Raw genomic sequence first — 16,825 nt, 5'->3', positions numbered from 1 at the left:
CCGCCTCAGTTCGAAAAGGCGGCGATGCCGGTGATGGCGCGGCCGAGGATGAGGGCGTGAATGTCGTGCGTGCCCTCATAGGTGTTGACCACTTCGAGGTTGACGAGATGGCGCGCGATGCCGAACTCATCCGAGATGCCGTTACCCCCCAGCATGTCGCGGGCGGCGCGGGCGATATCCAGCGCCTTGCCGCAGCTATTGCGCTTGAGGATGGAGGTGAGCTCGACCGGCGGATGGCCTTCTTCCTTCATGCGGCCGAGACGCAGGCAGCCCTGCAGGCCGAGCGTGATCTCCGTCACCATGTCGGCAAGCTTCTTCTGGATCAGCTGGTTGGCGGCAAGGGGGCGGCCGAACTGCTTGCGGTCGAGCACATATTGGCGTGCCTTAGCATAGCAATCCTCGGCAGCACCGAGCGCACCCCAGGCAATGCCGAAACGCGCGGAGTTGAGGCAGGTGAAGGGACCCTTGAGGCCGGATACGTTCGGCATCAGGTTTTCTTCGGGCACGAAGACATTGTCCATAACAACTTCGCCGGTGACGGAGGCGCGCAGGCCCACCTTGCCGTGGATGGCGGGTGCGGACAGGCCCTTCCAGCCCTTTTCGAGGATGAAGCCGCGGATGAGGCCATCCTCGGTCTTTGCCCAGACGACGAAGACATCGGCGATCGGCGCGTTGGAGATCCAGGTCTTGGCGCCGGTCAGGCTGTAGCCGCCATCGACCTTCTTTGCGCGTGTCACCATTGAGCCGGGATCGGAGCCATGGTTCGGTTCGGTGAGGCCGAAGCAGCCGATCCATTCGCCAGTCGCCAGTTTCGGCAGGTACTTTTGCTTCTGTGCATCCGCGCCGAAGGTTTCGATCGGCACCATGACGAGCGAGGACTGCACGCTCATCATCGAGCGATAGCCGCTGTCGACACGCTCGACTTCGCGGGCGATCAGGCCGTAGGCGACGTAGCTCAGGCCAGCGCCGCCATATTCCGGAGAAATCGTCGGTCCGAGAAGGCCAAGCTCGCCCATTTCGCGGAAGATCGCCGGATCGGTCTTTTCGTGGCGGAAGGCTTCCAGCACGCGGGGTGCGAGCTTTTCCTGTGCATAGGAATGCGCGGTATCCAGCACCATGCGTTCGTCGTCGCTCAGCTGTTCCGTCAGCCGGAACGGGTCGGCCCAGTCGAAAATCTCGCGGCTCATGCTCTCAATCTCCCATTAATTGGTCTTCAGAAGTTCGCGCGCGACGATGAGTTTCTGAACTTCGGTCGCACCTTCATAGATGCGAAGCGCGCGGATCTCCCGATAGAGTTTTTCCGTTATCTCGCCCGATTTCACGCCGCGCCCACCAAAGAGCTGGACGGCGCGGTCGATGACGCTTTGCGCAGTCTCCGTCGCCGTCATCTTGGCCATGGCCGCCTCGCGCGTCGTCGGCAAGCGCTGCACGTCGCGACGCCAGGCTGCCCGGTAGGTGAGCAATGCCGCCGCGTCGATGCCGGTCGCCATATCGCCGAGGGCGGCCTGCGTCAACTGAAGGTCGGCAAGGGCGGCGCCGAACATGGGGCGTGAGCGCGCATGGGCAACCGATTCATCGAGCGCGCGGCGGGCAAAGCCGAGGCCGGCGGCGGCGACCGAAGCGCGGAAGATATCGAGCGTGCGCATGGCGATCTTGAAGCCTTCGCCCGGCGCGCCGAGACGGCGCGAAGCGGGAATGCGGCAATTGTCGAAGCGGATCGTCGCCAGCGGATGCGGCGCGATTACCTCGATGCGTTCGGCAATCGAGAAGCCGGGATCATCGGCAAAGATGACGAAGGCCGAGATGCCGCGGGTTCCCGGTGCCTCGCCGGTGCGCGCGAAGACGGTGTAGACGTCGGCAATGCCGCCATTGGAAATCCAGGTCTTCTCGCCATCGAGCACATAGTGATCGCCGTTCAGGCGGGCAGCGCAGCTCATGGCGGCCAGATCGGAGCCGGCATCCTTTTCCGATAGCGCGAAGGCGGCGAGCCAGTCACCCGAGCGTACCTTGGGCAGAACGGCGACACGCAATTCGGGCGAACCGGAGAGGCCGATAGCGCCGGTGCCGAGCCCCTGCATGGCAAAGGCGAAATCGGCCAGGCCGTCATGCCAGGCGAGCGTTTCGCGGGCGAGGCAGACCGTGCGGGAATCGATCAGCGGTTCGCTGTCGGAAGACCCAGTAGCGGCGATCAACAGCCCGGCTTCGCCCAGCGCCTTGACCAGCTTTCGGCATGCGCCATCGACATCGGCATGATCGATCGAAGCCATGGTGCCGGACCTTGCGAAGGCATCGACCTCAGCGGCGAAACGGTGATGGCGCTCTTCGAAGAAGGGCCACTCCAGATGATCGCGTGTCGGACCGGCGAGGTTGCTTGCCGTTGATATCACCTCAATCCCCCTCGAATTCCGGCCGGCGCTTGGCAGCGAAGGCTTCGAAGGCGCGGCGGAAATCCTGCGTCGCCATACAGATTGCCTGTGCTTGCGCTTCGGATTCGATCATTTCGTCGATGCCCATCGCCCATTCCTGGTTCAGCATAGTCTTGGTCATGCCGTGCGCGAACCAAGGTCCGTCAGCCAGCGAACGCGCAAGCTTGACCGCTTCCTGCTCCAGATCGGTGCCGGCGTGCAGGCCGTTATAAAAGCCCCAGGCTTGTCCTTCCGCTGCCGTCATCGAGCGGCCGGTAAAGAGAAGCTCGGCGGCGCGACCCTGGCCGATGATACGGGGCAGGATGCCGCATGCGCCCATATCGGCACCGGCAAGGCCGACGCGAGTGAAGAGGAAGGCGGTCTTTGCTTCCGGCGTCGCGAGCCTCAAATCGGAGGCCATGGCCAGGATGGCGCCGGCGCCGGCGCAGATGCCGTCCACCGCGGAGATGATCGGCTGCGGGCATTTGCGCATGGCCTTGACCAGATCGCCTGTCATGCGCGTGAAGGCCAGGAGCCCTGGCATCGCCATGCGCGTCAGCGGCTCGATGATCTCGAAGACGTCGCCGCCGGAGGAGAAATTGCCGCCCGCGCCCGTCAGCACGATGGCGCGGATATCGGAGGCATAGGCGAGGTCGCGAAAGAGATCACGCAGCTCGGCATAGCTGTCGAAGGTCAGCGGATTCTTACGTTCTGGGCGGTTCAGGCGGATGGTGGCGACGCGGCCATCTTCACTGACATCCCAGAGGAAGTGCTCCGGCTTATAATCCTTGAAGGGCTTCAGATACCCCTTCATCGTCATATCCCGATCGCTCATCCCTCAAATCTCCCCACCGGCAACCGCAATTGCCTGTCCATTGATCGATGCCGCGGCCGGAGAGGCCAGCCATAGCACGGTATCGGCGACCTCTTCCGGCTTGACGAGACGTCCCTGCGGATTGGACTTCGTGAACTCGGCGAGCGCCTGCTCGGCCGTCCGACCGGTCTTGGCGACGATCGTGTCTATCGAGCGCTGGATGATCGGCGTGTCGGTAAAACCGGGGCAGACGGCATTGACTGTGATGCCGGTTTTCGCCAGCTCCAGCGCCAGCGAGCGGGTGAGGCCGACGACGCCGTGCTTGGCGGCGACGTAAGCCGAAACGTATGCGTAGCCCTTCAAGCCAGCCGTCGAGGCGATGTTGATGATGCGCGCGCCGGAGCCACGAGCCTTTAGGTCGGGAAGCGCTGCCTGCGTCACCACGAAAACACCCGTCAGGTCGACCAAGAGGACATGGTTCCAGGCCTCCAGTGTCGTCTTCTCGAAGGGCGCGCTCGGCGCTTCCCCGGCATTGTTGACGAGGATATCAACGAGACCGAACGTCTCACGCGCCTTGGCAAGGCCTTGGGCTACGGCGTCGGAGCTGGTGACATCGAAGCCATCGACCACGAATGCATGGGCGCCGATTTCGGCGGCTACCGCTTCCAGCGGCTCTCGCCGGCGACCGGCGAGACTGACGCGCGCACCCTCAACGGCAAGCGCGTTGGCGATCGCCGCACCTATGCCGCTGCCGGCCCCGGTGACGAGGGCGTGACGGCCGCTGAGTTTGCCCGAAGTCGTCATATCATCCTCACTTAGCCGGTGCTGCCGTGGCTGCGCGGGCGAGGTTGGTTTCGTACTGAGTCTTGCCGGAAAGATATTGCTTCGGCCAGGGAATGGAAGTCAGCCCGATCTTGGCGGCTTCATGCAGTGACCAAGCCGGATCGGCCAGATGCGGGCGAGCGATGGCACAGAGATCAGCGCGGCCGGCGGCGATGATCGAATTGGCGTGGTCAGCCTCCGAAATTGCTCCGACGGCGATCGTCGGGATGCCGATCTCGTTGCGGATCTTGTCAGAAAAGGGCGTCTGGAACAGGCGGCCGTAAACCGGCTTTTCCTGCTTCGAGACCTGGCCTGAGGAGCAGTCGATCAGGTCGGCCCCGGCTTCCTTGAACATGCGCGCGAAGATCGCCGCATCTTCCGGTGTGTTACCGCCGTCAGTCCAGTCATGGCAGGAGAGGCGGATCGAGATCGGCTTGTCCGCCGGCCAGATCGCGCGCATTGCCCTGAAGATCTCCAGGGGATAGCGGGCGCGGTTTTCGTGGCTGCCACCATAGTCGTCGTCGCGCAGATTGGTCAGCGGCGACAGGAAGCTCGACAACAGATAGCCGTGGGCGCAATGGAGTTCCAGCCAGTCGGCGCCGGTCTCGACCGCCAGTTCCGTCGAGCGGATGAAGTCGGCCTTGACGCGGTCCATATCGGCGCGATCCATGGTCCTCGGCACCTGGCTATTCTTGAGATAGGGGACTGATGATGCGGAGATCAGCGGCCACTCGCCTTCGGGAAGCGGTTGGTCGATGCCTTCCCAGGCGAGCTTCGTCGCGCCCTTGCGGCCGGCATGGCCGAGCTGGATGCCGACCTTGGCGGCGCTATTCGTGTGAACGAAATCGACGAGCCGCTTCCACTGCGCCACCTGCTCTTCGTTCCAGAGGCCGAGGCAGCCGGGCGTGATGCGGGCATCCGGGGTGACGCAAGTCATCTCCGCGAAGATCAGCCCTGCGCCGCCAAGGGCGCGGGAGCCGAGATGGACGATGTGGAAATCGTTCATCACGCCATCTTCAGCCGAGTACATCGCCATCGGAGACATAACGATGCGGTTGATAAGTTGGACATCCCGGAGGCGATAAGGCGTGAACATCGGCGGCAGGCAGCGGTCGTTACCGACGGCAAGGCCGGATTTTTCCGCGAACCAGCGCTCATAGCCTTCAAGCCAGGTCTTGTCGCGCAGCCGCAGATTTTCGTGACTGATGCGCTGCGAGCGGGTCAGCATCGAATACATGAATTGCGGCGGATCGAGCGTGTCGGCATAGCGGCGGCCGACGACCTCGAACCATTCCATCGCATTGCGGGCAGCATTCTGGATACGCGCCACATCGACGCGGCGGATTTCCTCATAGGTCTCAAGGACGGCCGGTATCTTGTCCTTCTCGTGCCCATGGATCTGGAACTGCCGGGTCAGCTCAATGGCGTCATCGATGGCGAGCTTGGTGCCGGAGCCGATGGCGAAATGCGCGGTGTGGGCAGCATCGCCCATCAGCACGACATGGGAATTGCCGTTGAAATGGCTCCATTTGCCGCAGATCAGGCGGTTGAAATTCAGCCATGCCGAGCCGCGGATGTGGCGGGCATTGGTAATCAGCGAGGTGCCTTCGAGCACTTCGGAGAACAGGTTTTCGCAGAAGGCGATGGAGCCGTCCTGATCCATCTTGTCGAGGCCATGCGCGAGATAAGCCTCTTCCGTCGTCTCGACGATGAAGGTCGAGGTCTTGTCGTCGAACTTGTAGATATGTGCCTGGAACCAGCCGTGATCGGTGCGGCGGAAATCGAAGGTGAAGGCGTCGAAGAGCTTGTTGGTGCCGAGCCAGATATAGCGGTTCGGCCGGGTGATCATGTCAGGCTGGAAGACCTCCGGATAATGATTGCGAATGCGCGAATTGAGGCCGTCCGAGCCGATGACCAGATCGGCATCCGGATAGTCGAGATCGGAATTGACGTCCGTTTCGAAGATCAGCTCCACGCCGAGCGCCTCACAGCGGCGCTGCAGGATGTTCAAAAGCTTCTTGCGGCCAATACCGACGAAACCGTGGCCCGATGTGCGCTGGCGCGTCCCCTTAAACAGGACCTCGATATCGTCCCAATGGTTGAAGGCGTCCTCGATCTCGGCAGCGCTTTCCGGGTCCCATTCCCGCATCGAAACCATTGTTGCGTCGGAGAAGACGACGCCCCAGCCGAAGGTATCATAGGGGCGGTTGCGCTCGACGACACGGATCGAATGCTCGGGATGGAGCTTCTTCATCAGAAGCGCGAAGTAAAGCCCCGCGGGGCCGCCGCCGATACAGACGATGCGCATCGCTTTTCCCTCCTCGTCCAGCCGGAACCGACCTCAAAATAATTTAAGTTTAAAATATCTTGTTGGAGCCATTCGTCAAGGCTTTTCCTGCTCCAATATGCGGCCTGTAGGCACTCATAATAGCAGGAAAATGGAAAATAGCCCTTTTGAATCAATCAGAAATCAAAAATAGTTTAGGCTTAAAATTTCTCGCTTGAACATTGTGGGCTTCGGTGCGATCTTTTTTAGCAATGCCACATGCGCCGCGGGGAAACGGCTGTCGTGGCGATTGATCGATAAGAATGTGGGAGCAACGTAATGCTGGGACCGACCGGTCATACCGATACATTCACGCGAGACAATCTGCCGCCTTTCGACGAATGGCCCGAGCTGCTGATGGATGGTTTCGACTATCAGGAATGGCTGAATGCCGGCTTCGAGCTGAGCGATCGCATGGTCGAAAAAGGCTTCGGCGACAACGTGGCGCTCATCGGCAATGGCCGGCGCCGCACCTACAAGGAGCTGGCGGACTGGACCAACCGCATCGCGCATGCGCTTGTCGAGGACTTCGGCGTGAAGCCGGGCAATCGCGTTCTTATCCGCTCCGGAAACAACCCGGCCATGATCGCCTGCTGGCTGGCGGTGACGAAGGTCGGCGCCGTTGCCGTCAACACCATGCCGATGCTGCGGGCAGGCGAGCTTTCGAAGATCATCGACAAGGCGGAAATCTCATTCGCGCTGTGCGATACAAGACTGCTGGAAGAGCTTGTCGCGGCGGCCAAGGACAGCCAGTTTTTGAAGCAGGTTGTCGGCTTCGACGGCACCGCCAACCACGATGCGGAACTCGACCGCATTGCGCTCAACAAGCCCGTTCGCTTCGAGCCGGTGAAGACCGGGCGGGATGATGTGGCGCTGCTCGGTTTCACCTCCGGATCGACGGGCGTGCCCAAGGCGACCATGCATTTCCATCGCGATATCCTGATCATCGCCGATGCCTATGCCAGGGAAGTCCTGCAGGTCACGCCGGATGACGTCTTCGTCGGCTCGCCGCCGATCGCCTTCACCTTCGGGCTCGGAGGTCTGGTCGTGTTCCCGCTTCGCTTCGGCGCATCGACGGCCTTGCTGGAAAACGCCTCGCCGAAGAACATGGTCGAGATCATCCAGGAATATGGCGCGACGATCAGCTTCACCGCACCGACGGCCTATCGCGCCATGCTGGCGGCGATGGAGGAGGGAGCGGATCTTTCCTCGCTTCGCATTGCCGTCTCCGCCGGCGAGACGCTGCCGGCGCCGATCTTCGAGGAATGGACGCGCAAGACCGGCAAGCCGATCCTCGACGGCATCGGCTCGACCGAGTTGCTGCACATCTTCATCTCCAACCATCTTTCCGACGCGCGGCCGAATTGCACGGGCAAGCCGCTGACGGGCTATGAAGCCCGCGTCGTCGATGACGAGATGAACGAGGTGCCGCGCGGGACCATCGGCAAACTCGTCGTTCGCGGACCGATCGGCTGCCGCTATCTCGCCGACCACAGGCAGGCCGATTATGTGCGGGACGGCTGGAATGTGACCGGCGACAGCTTTATTCAGGATGAGGACGGCTATTTCCACTTTGCCGCGCGTTCGGACGACATCATTCTTTCCGCCGGTTACAATATTGCCGGGCCGGAAGTGGAAGCTGCGCTTCTTTCGCATGCCGACGTGCTGGAATGCGCTGTGATCGGCAAGCCGGACGAGGAACGGGGCCATATCGTGCAGGCTCATGTCGTGCTGGCGCCGGGTGTCACCGGATCGGATCTGCTCGTCAGGGCCTTGCAGGATCACGTCAAGGCCGTGATTGCACCCTATAAATATCCGCGTTCCATCGTCTTCGTCGAAGCCTTGCCGAAGACGGAATCCGGCAAGGTACAGCGCTTCCGCCTGCGTAACTGAGGATACCGTCAGGCGACATCTTGCTTCACTTACCCGGATCTTTCGGGCTCCACAGCACGGTTTCAGCATCTTTTTCATAGGCCATACCCTTGGGATAGCTGATCGCCTCGAATTGCAGGCCCCATGGTGCCTGGAAATAGAGGATCGACTGGCCTGCCGCCGGGCCATCCTGGACCGGGAACGGTCCGAGCCGTGTCTCGATGTTGTGGCTGTCCAGATAGGCCTTTGCCGCATCGATATCGTCGACATAGAGCGAGATATGAAATGCGCCGATGTCGCTGTTCTTCTGTTTCAGATCTCGCTGATCGGGAGCGACGTATTCGAAGAGCTCGATGTTCGAACCGAAACCGCAGCGTATTTGGGTGATCTGCTTTACCTGCGCCTTGGGGTGGACGCCGAGCAGATCCGTCATGAACGTACCCTCATCATCGGCAAACGGGCCGAATGACATCATGGCCTCGCAGCCAAGCACGTTCTGAAAGAAATCGACCGCCTGCTTCATATCCGGCACCGTCAGTCCCGTATGGTCGTGACCGCGAAGACCGGGCAAGCCCGTTGTGTTTGTTGCTGCTGAAACAGGATCCTTCATAGGGTCTTCCCTTTCCATATACCGATGTTGTTGCAGTCTCGCTAACACCTGCGGCTCAAGCGCAAACTTTGCGCCCTGATCGGGCGACCTTCATGCATCGGACGCTTCCATCAGGTTTTCGCGACCGAGCCAGTGCGGGTCGACTTCCGGCAGGGGAATGGCGTCAAGCAGCATGCGGGTATAGGTGGAGGCGGGTGCGGTGAAGACACGCTCGCAATCGCCTTCTTCCTCGATGCGACCGTGGCGCATGACATAGACCCGGTCGCAGACGGCGCGGATGACCGAGAGGTCGTGGCTGATGAAGGCCATGGAAAGGCCGAGATCGCGCGAAAGCTCCTTCAGGAGATTCAGAACCTGCGCCTGCGTCGACACGTCGAGGCCGGAGACGATCTCGTCGGCGAGCACGAAATCCGGCTTCAGCAAGGCCGCACGCGCGATGCCGATGCGCTGGCGCTGACCGCCCGAGAGTTCATGCGGATTGCGCTCGAGGCATGCCTGAGGGAGCGTCACCCGTTCGAGGATTTCGGCAACCTGCCGCTCGGCCTCTTTCCTGTCCGAAGCGAGTTTGTGCAGAAGCAGCGGTTCGACGAGGATGCGGCGGATCGTGTGGCGCGGGTTGAGCGAGGCCATCGGATCCTGAAAGATCATCTGCATGCGCCGACGCAGCGGCCGCATGTCTGTAGCCGGCAGACGCGTGATGTCTCTGCCATCGAAATGGATGCTGCCCGCCGTCACATCGACCAGCCGCAGCAGGGCGCGGCCGAGGGTCGTCTTGCCCGAGCCGCTTTCGCCGACGATGCCGATGGTTTCGCCGCGGCGGATATCAATATCGACGCCGTGCAGCACCTTGATGCCGTGGCCCGGCGGCCCGAAAAGATGCGGCTTGGCGCCGTAGGTCACCTCAATGCCCTTAGCGGACAGCAGATGATCGGAAACGCTCATCGGCCGCCCTCCGAAATGCCGATTTCGCGGCGCAATTGTTCGAAGACGGCTTGCGGAACCGGTGTCAGCCCCGCATCCGGCCGGTCATAGCGCGGCCCGGCTGCTATCAAAGATCTCGTGTAGACGTGCCGTGGATGCGTAAGCACGTCGCTTGTACGCCCCTCCTCGATAACCTTGCCTGCGTACAGCAGGGTCACGTTGTCGCATATCTGGGCGACGACGCCGAGATCGTGCGTGACGAAAATGACGGCGGTGCCATGCGCTTCCTGCAGGCCGCGGATCAGCCGCAGGATCTGCTTCTGCACGGTGACGTCGAGCGCGGTGGTCGGCTCGTCGGCGACGACCAGTTTCGGCTCCAGCGCGAAGGCGGCGGCGATCAATATGCGCTGCCGCATCCCCCCGGACAATTCATGCGGATAGGCGCGCAGCACGCGCTCGGGATCGCGGATATGCACTTCTTCCAGCAGCTTCAGCGCGCGCCGGCGGGCATCGCCCGATGACAGGCCGCGTTTCAACCGCAAGCCATCGGTCAGTTGCGCCTCGATGCGGCGGCCGGGATTGAGTGCGGTTTGCGGGTCCTGCGGGATCAGCGAGATTTCGCTGCCCATGATGTCTCGCAATTCCCTGATGGAGAGGGTGAGCAGGTCGCGGTTCTCGAAGATTATGGAGCCGCCGGTGAGGCGGACGCCGCGCGGCAGGATGCCGAGCAGGGCCTTGGCGATGGTCGACTTGCCGGCGCCGCTTTCTCCGACAATGCCGCGTACCTCGCCACGCTCCAGCGTGACGGAGACATCGCGCAGGATCGGCGCGCCGCCATCGCGGTCGGACACGGCACTCAGGCCTGTTATGGAGAGAAGCGTAGATGTCATCGGCGCATCACCGGATCGAGGGCGCGGCGCAGGCCGTCGCCAAGCTGATTGAAGGCAAGCACGGTGGCGAAGAGGGCGATCAGCGGCACGACCAGCACCCACCAGCCTTGGTATATCATCTGCCGCCCCTCGGCGATCATGCCGCCCCAGGTCGGTGTGTCCGAGGAGACGGAAAGGCCGACGAAGGACAGGATGGCTTCGACGATGACGGCAATGCCCATTTCAAGGCTGACAAGGGCGATCAGCACCGGCGTCACGTTGGGCAGGATTTCGCTGAAAAGGATTCGCACCCGCGAAAAGCCGATCGTGTGGGCGGCGGTCACATAATCCATCCGGGCCTGCGTCTGTGTTTCCGAGCGCACGACGCGACAGAAACGTGTCCAGTCGATGATGACGATGGCCGCGATGACCGAATGCACGCCGGAGCCGAAGACGGCGACGAGCAGGATCGACAGCAATACAGGCGGGAAGGCCATCCAGATATCGACAAGACGGGAGATCACCTTGTCGATCCAGCCGCCATACCAGCCGGCGAGAAGGCCGAGCAATGTGCCGATCAAGGCCGCGAGCCCGGCGGCGACGAAGGCGACCGTAAGCGCGATGCGCGTACCGAAGATGGCGCGTGAGAGCACGTCGCGGCCGAGATCGTCCGTCCCCAGCAGGAAGCCGGGATCGGAACCCTCGATCCAGGCCGGCGGCAGGGTGCCGGACATCAGATCCTGCTCCAGTGGATCTTTCGGCGCGATATAGGGCGCGAAGATCGCGAGGATGAGTAGGATGAGAATGAAGCCGCCGCCGAAGATCACCTTCGGCTCGGAAAGCAGTGCCCGGACGCGCTTCGCCATTCTGGAGGATGGTCGCGGCACGGCAGGCGAGGTGACGTCAGCCATGGGCGAGCCTCGGATTGAAGGCTGCGACCAGGAGATCGACCGCCAGATTGACGAGAATGAAGATGGCGCCGAAGACCAGGACAAGCCCCTGGATCAGCGGCAGGTCGCGGTTGATGACCGCATCGATCGCCATGTTGCCAATGCCGGGATAGGCGAAGATGCGTTCGACGATGACGGTGCCGCCGATCAGGAAGGTAAATTGCACGCCGGTGAGCGCGATCGTCGGGCCGACCGCATTGCGCAGCGCCTCCTGCAATACCAGCCGCAGCTCGGACATTCCTTTCAATTTGGCGAGCAGGATATAGTCCTGCACCATGGCCTCGGAGAGTGCGGCTTTCAGCACGCGGGCGATGATGGCCGCCAGCGGCAGACCGAGCGCCAGGACCGGCATGACCATATGGGCGCAGATATCGGCGAAGATCGCAAAGCGAAGCGTCAGCAGGCTTTCGAGGAGATAGAAGGGGGTCGCGAATTGTGCGTCGATGCTCGGATCGATACGGCCGGAGAGCGGGAAAAGCGGAAAGAGGACGCCGAGCACGAGGACCAGCGCGAGCGCCCAGACAAAATCCGGAACGGCAAGAAAAAGGCCATTGAAGCTGTCGATCACAGGCTCGAAAACCGTGCGGCGGGCGAGCGTGCCGACGATCGCGACCGCGCCGCCGAGAAGAACCGCCAGTACGAGTGCTGCGAAGGCAAGCTCCAGTGTTGCGGGGAGGCGCTCGCCCAGCAGGGAGAGCACATCGCGTTTCAGGGAGATCGATGTCCCGAAATCGCCCGTCAGGACTGCCTTCAACCACAGCCAGAATTGCGTGCTCAGGCTCGCATCAAGGCCGTAATGGGCGCGGAGTGCGGCGATGTCGGCAGGGCTTGCGCCCGGCGAGATCATCATCGCGATCGGATCTCCGGGTACGACGCGCAACAGGACGAAGACGATCACCGCCACGCCGAAGAGGGTGATCGCGGCCATGATGAGGCGGTTCAATATGGAGACTGCTATCATGCGTTATGAGTTCCGATCGCACGGCTGGTGGCGCTGAGAGCCCTGAGCCCCTCATCCGCCCTGTCGGGCACCTTCTCCCCGTTTTGACGGGGAGAAGGGGATAGACGCACCCGCAGCCTTCCTTCCAGCCGCCTTTCCAGACGAGGATACAAAGGTCGTCCCCTCTCCCCGTCAAAACGGGGAGAGGGCTAGGGTGAGGGGCAAGGCTACGCTCAAAGCCCGACGTATCAAGCCTTCGACACCAGCGTCGGCTGCAGGGCGCCGGAGACGTTCGGCGTGATCTTGAGGCTCGATTTATAGACGATCGGCTGGGCATATTGCAGCAGCGGGATCACATAGCCCTGTTCGGCAATGTATTTGATCGCCGCCTTCCAGCCGGCAATGCGCTTTGCCTCGTCCTTTTCGCCCCAGAGCGGCCCCAGCATGTCGTCGACATCCTTGGTCTTCCAGGCAGAGTGCGGCGAGGGGCCGAACATGGCAAAACCGGTCGATGTTGTCGGGTCGCCGATGGCATTGCCCCAGTTGTAGAAGGCGGCCGGCCCCAGCTGATGGGCGGCGCGCAGCTCGTAGTGCTTGGCGATTTCGTAGACTTCGATCTCAGCCTCGATGCCGACCTTGCGCCACATGCCGACGATCGCCTGGATCATCTCGTAATCCTTCGGCTTGAAACCGCGGGTCGTCTTGATGGTGAATTTCACCGGCTTTTCCGGCGAATAGCCGCTGGCGGCCAGAAGCTTCTTGGCCTGTTCCGGATCGTAAGGGGTTTTGACTGACGCGTCGTAGGCCTCATATTCCGGCGCTTCCAGCGTCGACAGGGCGTTGCCGTAGCCGCGCAACAGCCGCTTGATGATCGCGTCCTTGTCGATCGCCATATTGGCGGCGAGACGGACATTCTTGTCGAGCATCGGATCGACATTGCTGATGAAGATCATGCCGATGTCGGAGATCGGGGTGGCGACGCCTGATAGCCCCGACTTCTTCTTCAGCCGGTCGAAATCCTCATAGGGGATTTCCAGCGTCACGTCGGACGAGCCGGACTCGATTTCGGCCACGCGGCTCGTCGTATCCGGCACGAACTTGAAGATGACAGTGTCGAAGGCGGGCTTGCCGCCGAAATAGTTCGGGTTTGCCTTCAGGCGCAGATAGGAATTGCCCTCATAGGCATCGACCATATAGGGGCCAGTGCCGATCGGCTTCTTTTCGAAGCCCTGCGTGCCTACCTTGGTGTAATAATCCTTCGGCAGGACGTAGCCGGTGAGGAAGGCCATCCATTTGAAGAAAGTCGGCTCGAAGCGGACGACATCGCCGGTGATGCGGTTGCCTTCCACCTTGTAATTATTGGCGGTCGACCAGATGAACTGGATCGGGTTGCCGGTGTCCTGCTTGGCGGCCCGCTCCAGCGACCAGACGACATCGTCCGGCGTGAACTTGGAGCCATCATGCCAGGTCACGCCTTCGCGCACGTCCATCCAGACCTTGGTCTTGTCGTCGTTCCAGCCCCAGGCCGTCAGCAGGCCCGGCTGGAATTTCAGGTCCGGTCCCTGGCCTATGAACTGGTCGAAGACGGAGCGATAGATTGCCTGGATCGTCGGGTTGACGGCGGATGGGCCGGTCGTCGGATCGAAAGAGGGCAAATTGACGTTGAAGGCGATGGTCAGCGTGCCGGCTTCGGCTGCCTCGACAGGCGTTCTGCCCGCTAGAATCCCAGTCATGAATGCTGCTGCGCCGAGGCTCAGGGCCTCGCGCCGAGTAAGCGTTGTCATGGTCACTCCGTTCCCCTGTTAAGCGGCAGAAAAGCATGACGCCCAACTGCCGCTGGCGATTTATTGTCGGAATGCTTTAATCTTAAAATACATATTTTGGAGCGGCAAGAGCTTTCTCTGGTGCTTGTAAAGAATCCGATGCTTTTTTGGCATCTATATTAAATGCGCACGCATATATCTGCGCTGCAATCCAGGGAGCGAAGATTCCGATGTGGAAGAAGGAAGGTAATGGCTTGCCGCTTCGAACTTGCTCCATCGAGGTGGATTTCATATTTGTTCGTTGACAGCTCAAGGAAGTTCAAAATATGATTTTGCAAATGATTTAAAACAAGCCCACAAGGGCAAAGGGGTAACGTCATGGCCGAGCGATCGTTTGCGCGCGAGGTCGAGGATCTGAAGCTCGGGGAAGGCGATATCTTCCGCGGCGAGGGTATTCTCGCGATCACCAAGGCACTTCTGCAATCCGGTGTTTCCTATGTCGGCGGCTATCAGGGATCGCCGATTTCCCATCTCATGGACGTCCTGGCAGACGCCAAGGATGTAATGCAGGATCTGGGCGTCCACTTCGAGACATCAGCTTCGGAAGCGGCGGCTGCGGCCATGCTGTCCGCCTCCGTCATGTATCCGGTGCGCGGCGCCGTCACCTGGAAATCGACGGCGGGCACCAATGTGGCCTCCGATGCGCTTTCCAACCTGTCTTCGGGCGGGGTGACCGGCGGCGCACTCATCATCATCGGCGAGGATTACGGCGAAGGCTCCTCCATCATGCAGGAGCGCAGCCATGCCTATGCGATGAAATCGCAGATGTGGCTGCTCAATCCGCGCCCGAACCTGCCCTCGATCGTTCAGGCGGTTGAGGAAGGGTTCGAGCTTTCGGAAGTATCCAACACGCCGGTCATGCTGCAGGTGGGAATCCGCAGCTGTCATGTGCACGGTCAGTTCGTTGCCAAGGACAACAAGCGGCCTGCCTATACGCTGAAGCAGGCGCTGGAAAATCCGGTCCGCGACGTCAATCGCATCGTGCTGCCGCCAGCCTCCTTCATGCACGAGAAGGAGAAGCTGGAGAAGCGCTGGCCGGCAGCGGTCGATTTCATCAAGCAGCGTCAGCTCAACGAGTATTTCGGCCCGTCCGAAGGCGAAGTCGGCATCATCCTGCTTGGTGGTGCTTACAATGGTGTCATGCGCGCGCTGCAGCAGCTTGGCCTTGCCGATGTCTACGGCAATTCCGCCGTGCCGCTTTACGTCCTCAACGTCGCCTATCCGCTTGTCGATGACCAGATCGCCGAGTTCTGCGCCGGCAAGAAGGCAGTGCTGATGGTGGAGGAAGGGGCGCCTGAGTATATCGAGCAGTCCCTGAATACGATCCTGCGCCGCCGCGATATCCAGACAAAGGTCGCGGGCAAGGACGTGCTGCCGATGAGCGGCGAATACACCGCGCCGGTGCTGATGAAGGGCATCAAGAACTTCCTCGAGGTCCATCAGCGCGTGCTGCTCGGCAACCAGCCGCCGCTGCCGGATCCGACGTCGATCCTTAACGATCCGAAGATCAAGGCTTTGGCCGAAGTGGTGCCGCCGCGGCCGCCCGGTTTCTGCATCGGCTGTCCCGAGCGGCCGATCTTCGCTGCCATGAAGATGGTGGAGAGCGAGCTTGGCCAGCATCACATATCAGGTGATATCGGCTGTCACCTCTTCTCCATCCTGCCGCCCTTCAATATCGGCAGCACGACCATGGGCTACGGGCTCGGGCCGGCCGCCGCGTCCGCTTTCAATGTCGCGGCCGACAAGCGGGTTATCTCGGTCATGGGCGATGGCGGCTTCTGGCACAATGGCCTTGCAACGTCGGTCGGCAATGCCGTCTTCAACAAGCAGGATGGCGTCATCCTCGTCGTCGACAACTATTATTCGGCCGCGACCGGCGGGCAGGACATACCGTCCTCGCGTGCTCTCAATCCACGCCGCAAGACCAACAATTCCATCGTCAATGCGGTCAAGGGCATCGGGGCAACCTGGGTGCGCCAGATCGACCGGACTTATGACGTCGCCAAGATGCGCGACACGCTGCGCGAGGCTCTGACCTCGAAGGAGCCGGGGCCGAAGATCATTGTCGCTTCCTCGGAATGCATGCTCAACAAGCAGCGCCGCGTGAAGCCGCAATTCGCCAAGGCGGTCAAGGACGGCAAGCGCATGGTCAAGGAGCGCTTCGGCGTCGATGAGGATGTCTGCACCGGCGATCACGCTTGCATCCGTCTTTCCGGCTGTCCCTCGCTGTCGGTCAAGCACACAGACGACCCGTTGAAGGACGATCCGGTGGCGACAATCGACAATAACTGCGTCGGCTGCGGCAATTGCGGCGAGGTTTCGGAGGCGGCGGTGCTCTGTCCCTCCTTCTACCGGGCCGATATCATCCATAACCCGACGGGCTGGGATCGCTTTGTCGCTCGCATGCGCTCCGGCATTATCGGCTGGCTGCAGGCGCGCCGCCGCGCCGGCCGCATCGTCTTTTCAGATTGAG

Annotated in this window: 14 protein-coding genes; 2 read left to right on the top strand and 12 right to left on the bottom strand. The window is 61.5% G+C overall.

The features are described from left to right. Positions 1-5: 5 nt before the first annotated feature. From RTCIAT899_RS14155 to RTCIAT899_RS14135, 5 genes are read right to left on the bottom strand one after another with little or no spacing between them, the layout of a single operon-like run. Entirely contained in the window at positions 6-1,187 is a 1,182-nt protein-coding gene (locus RTCIAT899_RS14155; protein ID WP_015340925.1) for an acyl-CoA dehydrogenase, read from the bottom strand. A gap of 15 nt (positions 1,188-1,202) precedes the next feature. After that, complete coding sequence (locus RTCIAT899_RS14150; RefSeq protein ID WP_015340924.1) at positions 1,203-2,387, bottom strand: acyl-CoA dehydrogenase family protein; 1,185 nt, start codon at positions 2,385-2,387, stop codon at positions 1,203-1,205. Position 2,388: 1 nt separating this feature from the next. After that, positions 2,389-3,240: an enoyl-CoA hydratase family protein gene (locus RTCIAT899_RS14145; RefSeq protein WP_015340923.1), complete on the bottom strand. Its 852-nt coding sequence runs from the start codon at positions 3,238-3,240 to the stop codon at positions 2,389-2,391. Positions 3,241-3,243: 3 nt separating this feature from the next. Next, entirely contained in the window at positions 3,244-4,023 is a 780-nt protein-coding gene (locus RTCIAT899_RS14140) for an SDR family NAD(P)-dependent oxidoreductase (protein ID WP_015340922.1), read from the bottom strand. 7 nt (positions 4,024-4,030) lie between these two features. Next, on the bottom strand, positions 4,031-6,349 hold the full coding sequence (locus RTCIAT899_RS14135; RefSeq protein ID WP_015340921.1) for a bifunctional salicylyl-CoA 5-hydroxylase/oxidoreductase: 2,319 nt from the start codon (positions 6,347-6,349) through the stop codon (positions 4,031-4,033). 297 nt (positions 6,350-6,646) lie between these two features. On the opposite strand from RTCIAT899_RS14135, the gene RTCIAT899_RS14130 reads away from it, so the two are divergent. Beyond that, positions 6,647-8,260, top strand: a complete 1,614-nt coding sequence (locus tag RTCIAT899_RS14130) for an AMP-binding protein (protein ID WP_015340920.1) — start codon at positions 6,647-6,649, stop codon at positions 8,258-8,260. Positions 8,261-8,285: 25 nt separating this feature from the next. Here RTCIAT899_RS14130 and RTCIAT899_RS14125 read toward each other — a convergent pair whose 3' ends face one another. The 7 genes from RTCIAT899_RS14125 to RTCIAT899_RS33090 all read right to left on the bottom strand — a co-directional run bounded on the left by RTCIAT899_RS14125 (position 8,286) and on the right by RTCIAT899_RS33090 (position 14,584). Beyond that, entirely contained in the window at positions 8,286-8,849 is a 564-nt protein-coding gene (locus RTCIAT899_RS14125; protein ID WP_015340919.1) for a VOC family protein, read from the bottom strand. 90 nt (positions 8,850-8,939) lie between these two features. Then, positions 8,940-9,791 carry an ATP-binding cassette domain-containing protein gene (locus RTCIAT899_RS14120; protein ID WP_015340918.1) on the bottom strand — a complete coding sequence of 284 codons (852 nt, stop codon included), beginning with the start codon at positions 9,789-9,791 and terminating at the stop codon, positions 8,940-8,942. Then, positions 9,788-10,660, bottom strand: a complete 873-nt coding sequence (locus RTCIAT899_RS14115; protein WP_015340917.1) for an ABC transporter ATP-binding protein — start codon at positions 10,658-10,660, stop codon at positions 9,788-9,790. The genes RTCIAT899_RS14120 and RTCIAT899_RS14115 overlap by 4 nt, the downstream gene beginning before the upstream one ends. Next, positions 10,657-11,550: an ABC transporter permease gene (locus tag RTCIAT899_RS14110; protein WP_015340916.1), complete on the bottom strand. Its 894-nt coding sequence runs from the start codon at positions 11,548-11,550 to the stop codon at positions 10,657-10,659. The genes RTCIAT899_RS14115 and RTCIAT899_RS14110 overlap by 4 nt, the downstream gene beginning before the upstream one ends. Beyond that, entirely contained in the window at positions 11,543-12,550 is a 1,008-nt protein-coding gene (locus tag RTCIAT899_RS14105; RefSeq protein WP_015340915.1) for an ABC transporter permease, read from the bottom strand. Before RTCIAT899_RS14105 ends, RTCIAT899_RS14110 begins: the two co-directional genes overlap by 8 nt. A gap of 227 nt (positions 12,551-12,777) precedes the next feature. Continuing rightward, complete coding sequence (locus RTCIAT899_RS14100) at positions 12,778-14,313, bottom strand: ABC transporter substrate-binding protein (protein WP_015340914.1); 1,536 nt, start codon at positions 14,311-14,313, stop codon at positions 12,778-12,780. Between the two features lie 82 nt (positions 14,314-14,395). Then, positions 14,396-14,584 carry a hypothetical protein gene (locus RTCIAT899_RS33090; protein ID WP_135488243.1) on the bottom strand — a complete coding sequence of 63 codons (189 nt, stop codon included), beginning with the start codon at positions 14,582-14,584 and terminating at the stop codon, positions 14,396-14,398. A gap of 86 nt (positions 14,585-14,670) precedes the next feature. Between RTCIAT899_RS33090 and RTCIAT899_RS14095 the strand changes: the two genes are divergently transcribed. Then, positions 14,671-16,824 carry a thiamine pyrophosphate-dependent enzyme gene (locus RTCIAT899_RS14095; protein ID WP_015340913.1) on the top strand — a complete coding sequence of 718 codons (2,154 nt, stop codon included), beginning with the start codon at positions 14,671-14,673 and terminating at the stop codon, positions 16,822-16,824. Position 16,825: the final 1 nt, after the last annotated feature.

It is taken from the genome of Rhizobium tropici CIAT 899, assembly GCF_000330885.1.
GTDB classification, from domain to species: Bacteria; Pseudomonadota; Alphaproteobacteria; order Rhizobiales; family Rhizobiaceae; genus Rhizobium; species Rhizobium tropici.
Note: the sequence above shows the minus strand (reverse complement) of the source record. Positions and strands in the feature narration are given on the sequence as shown.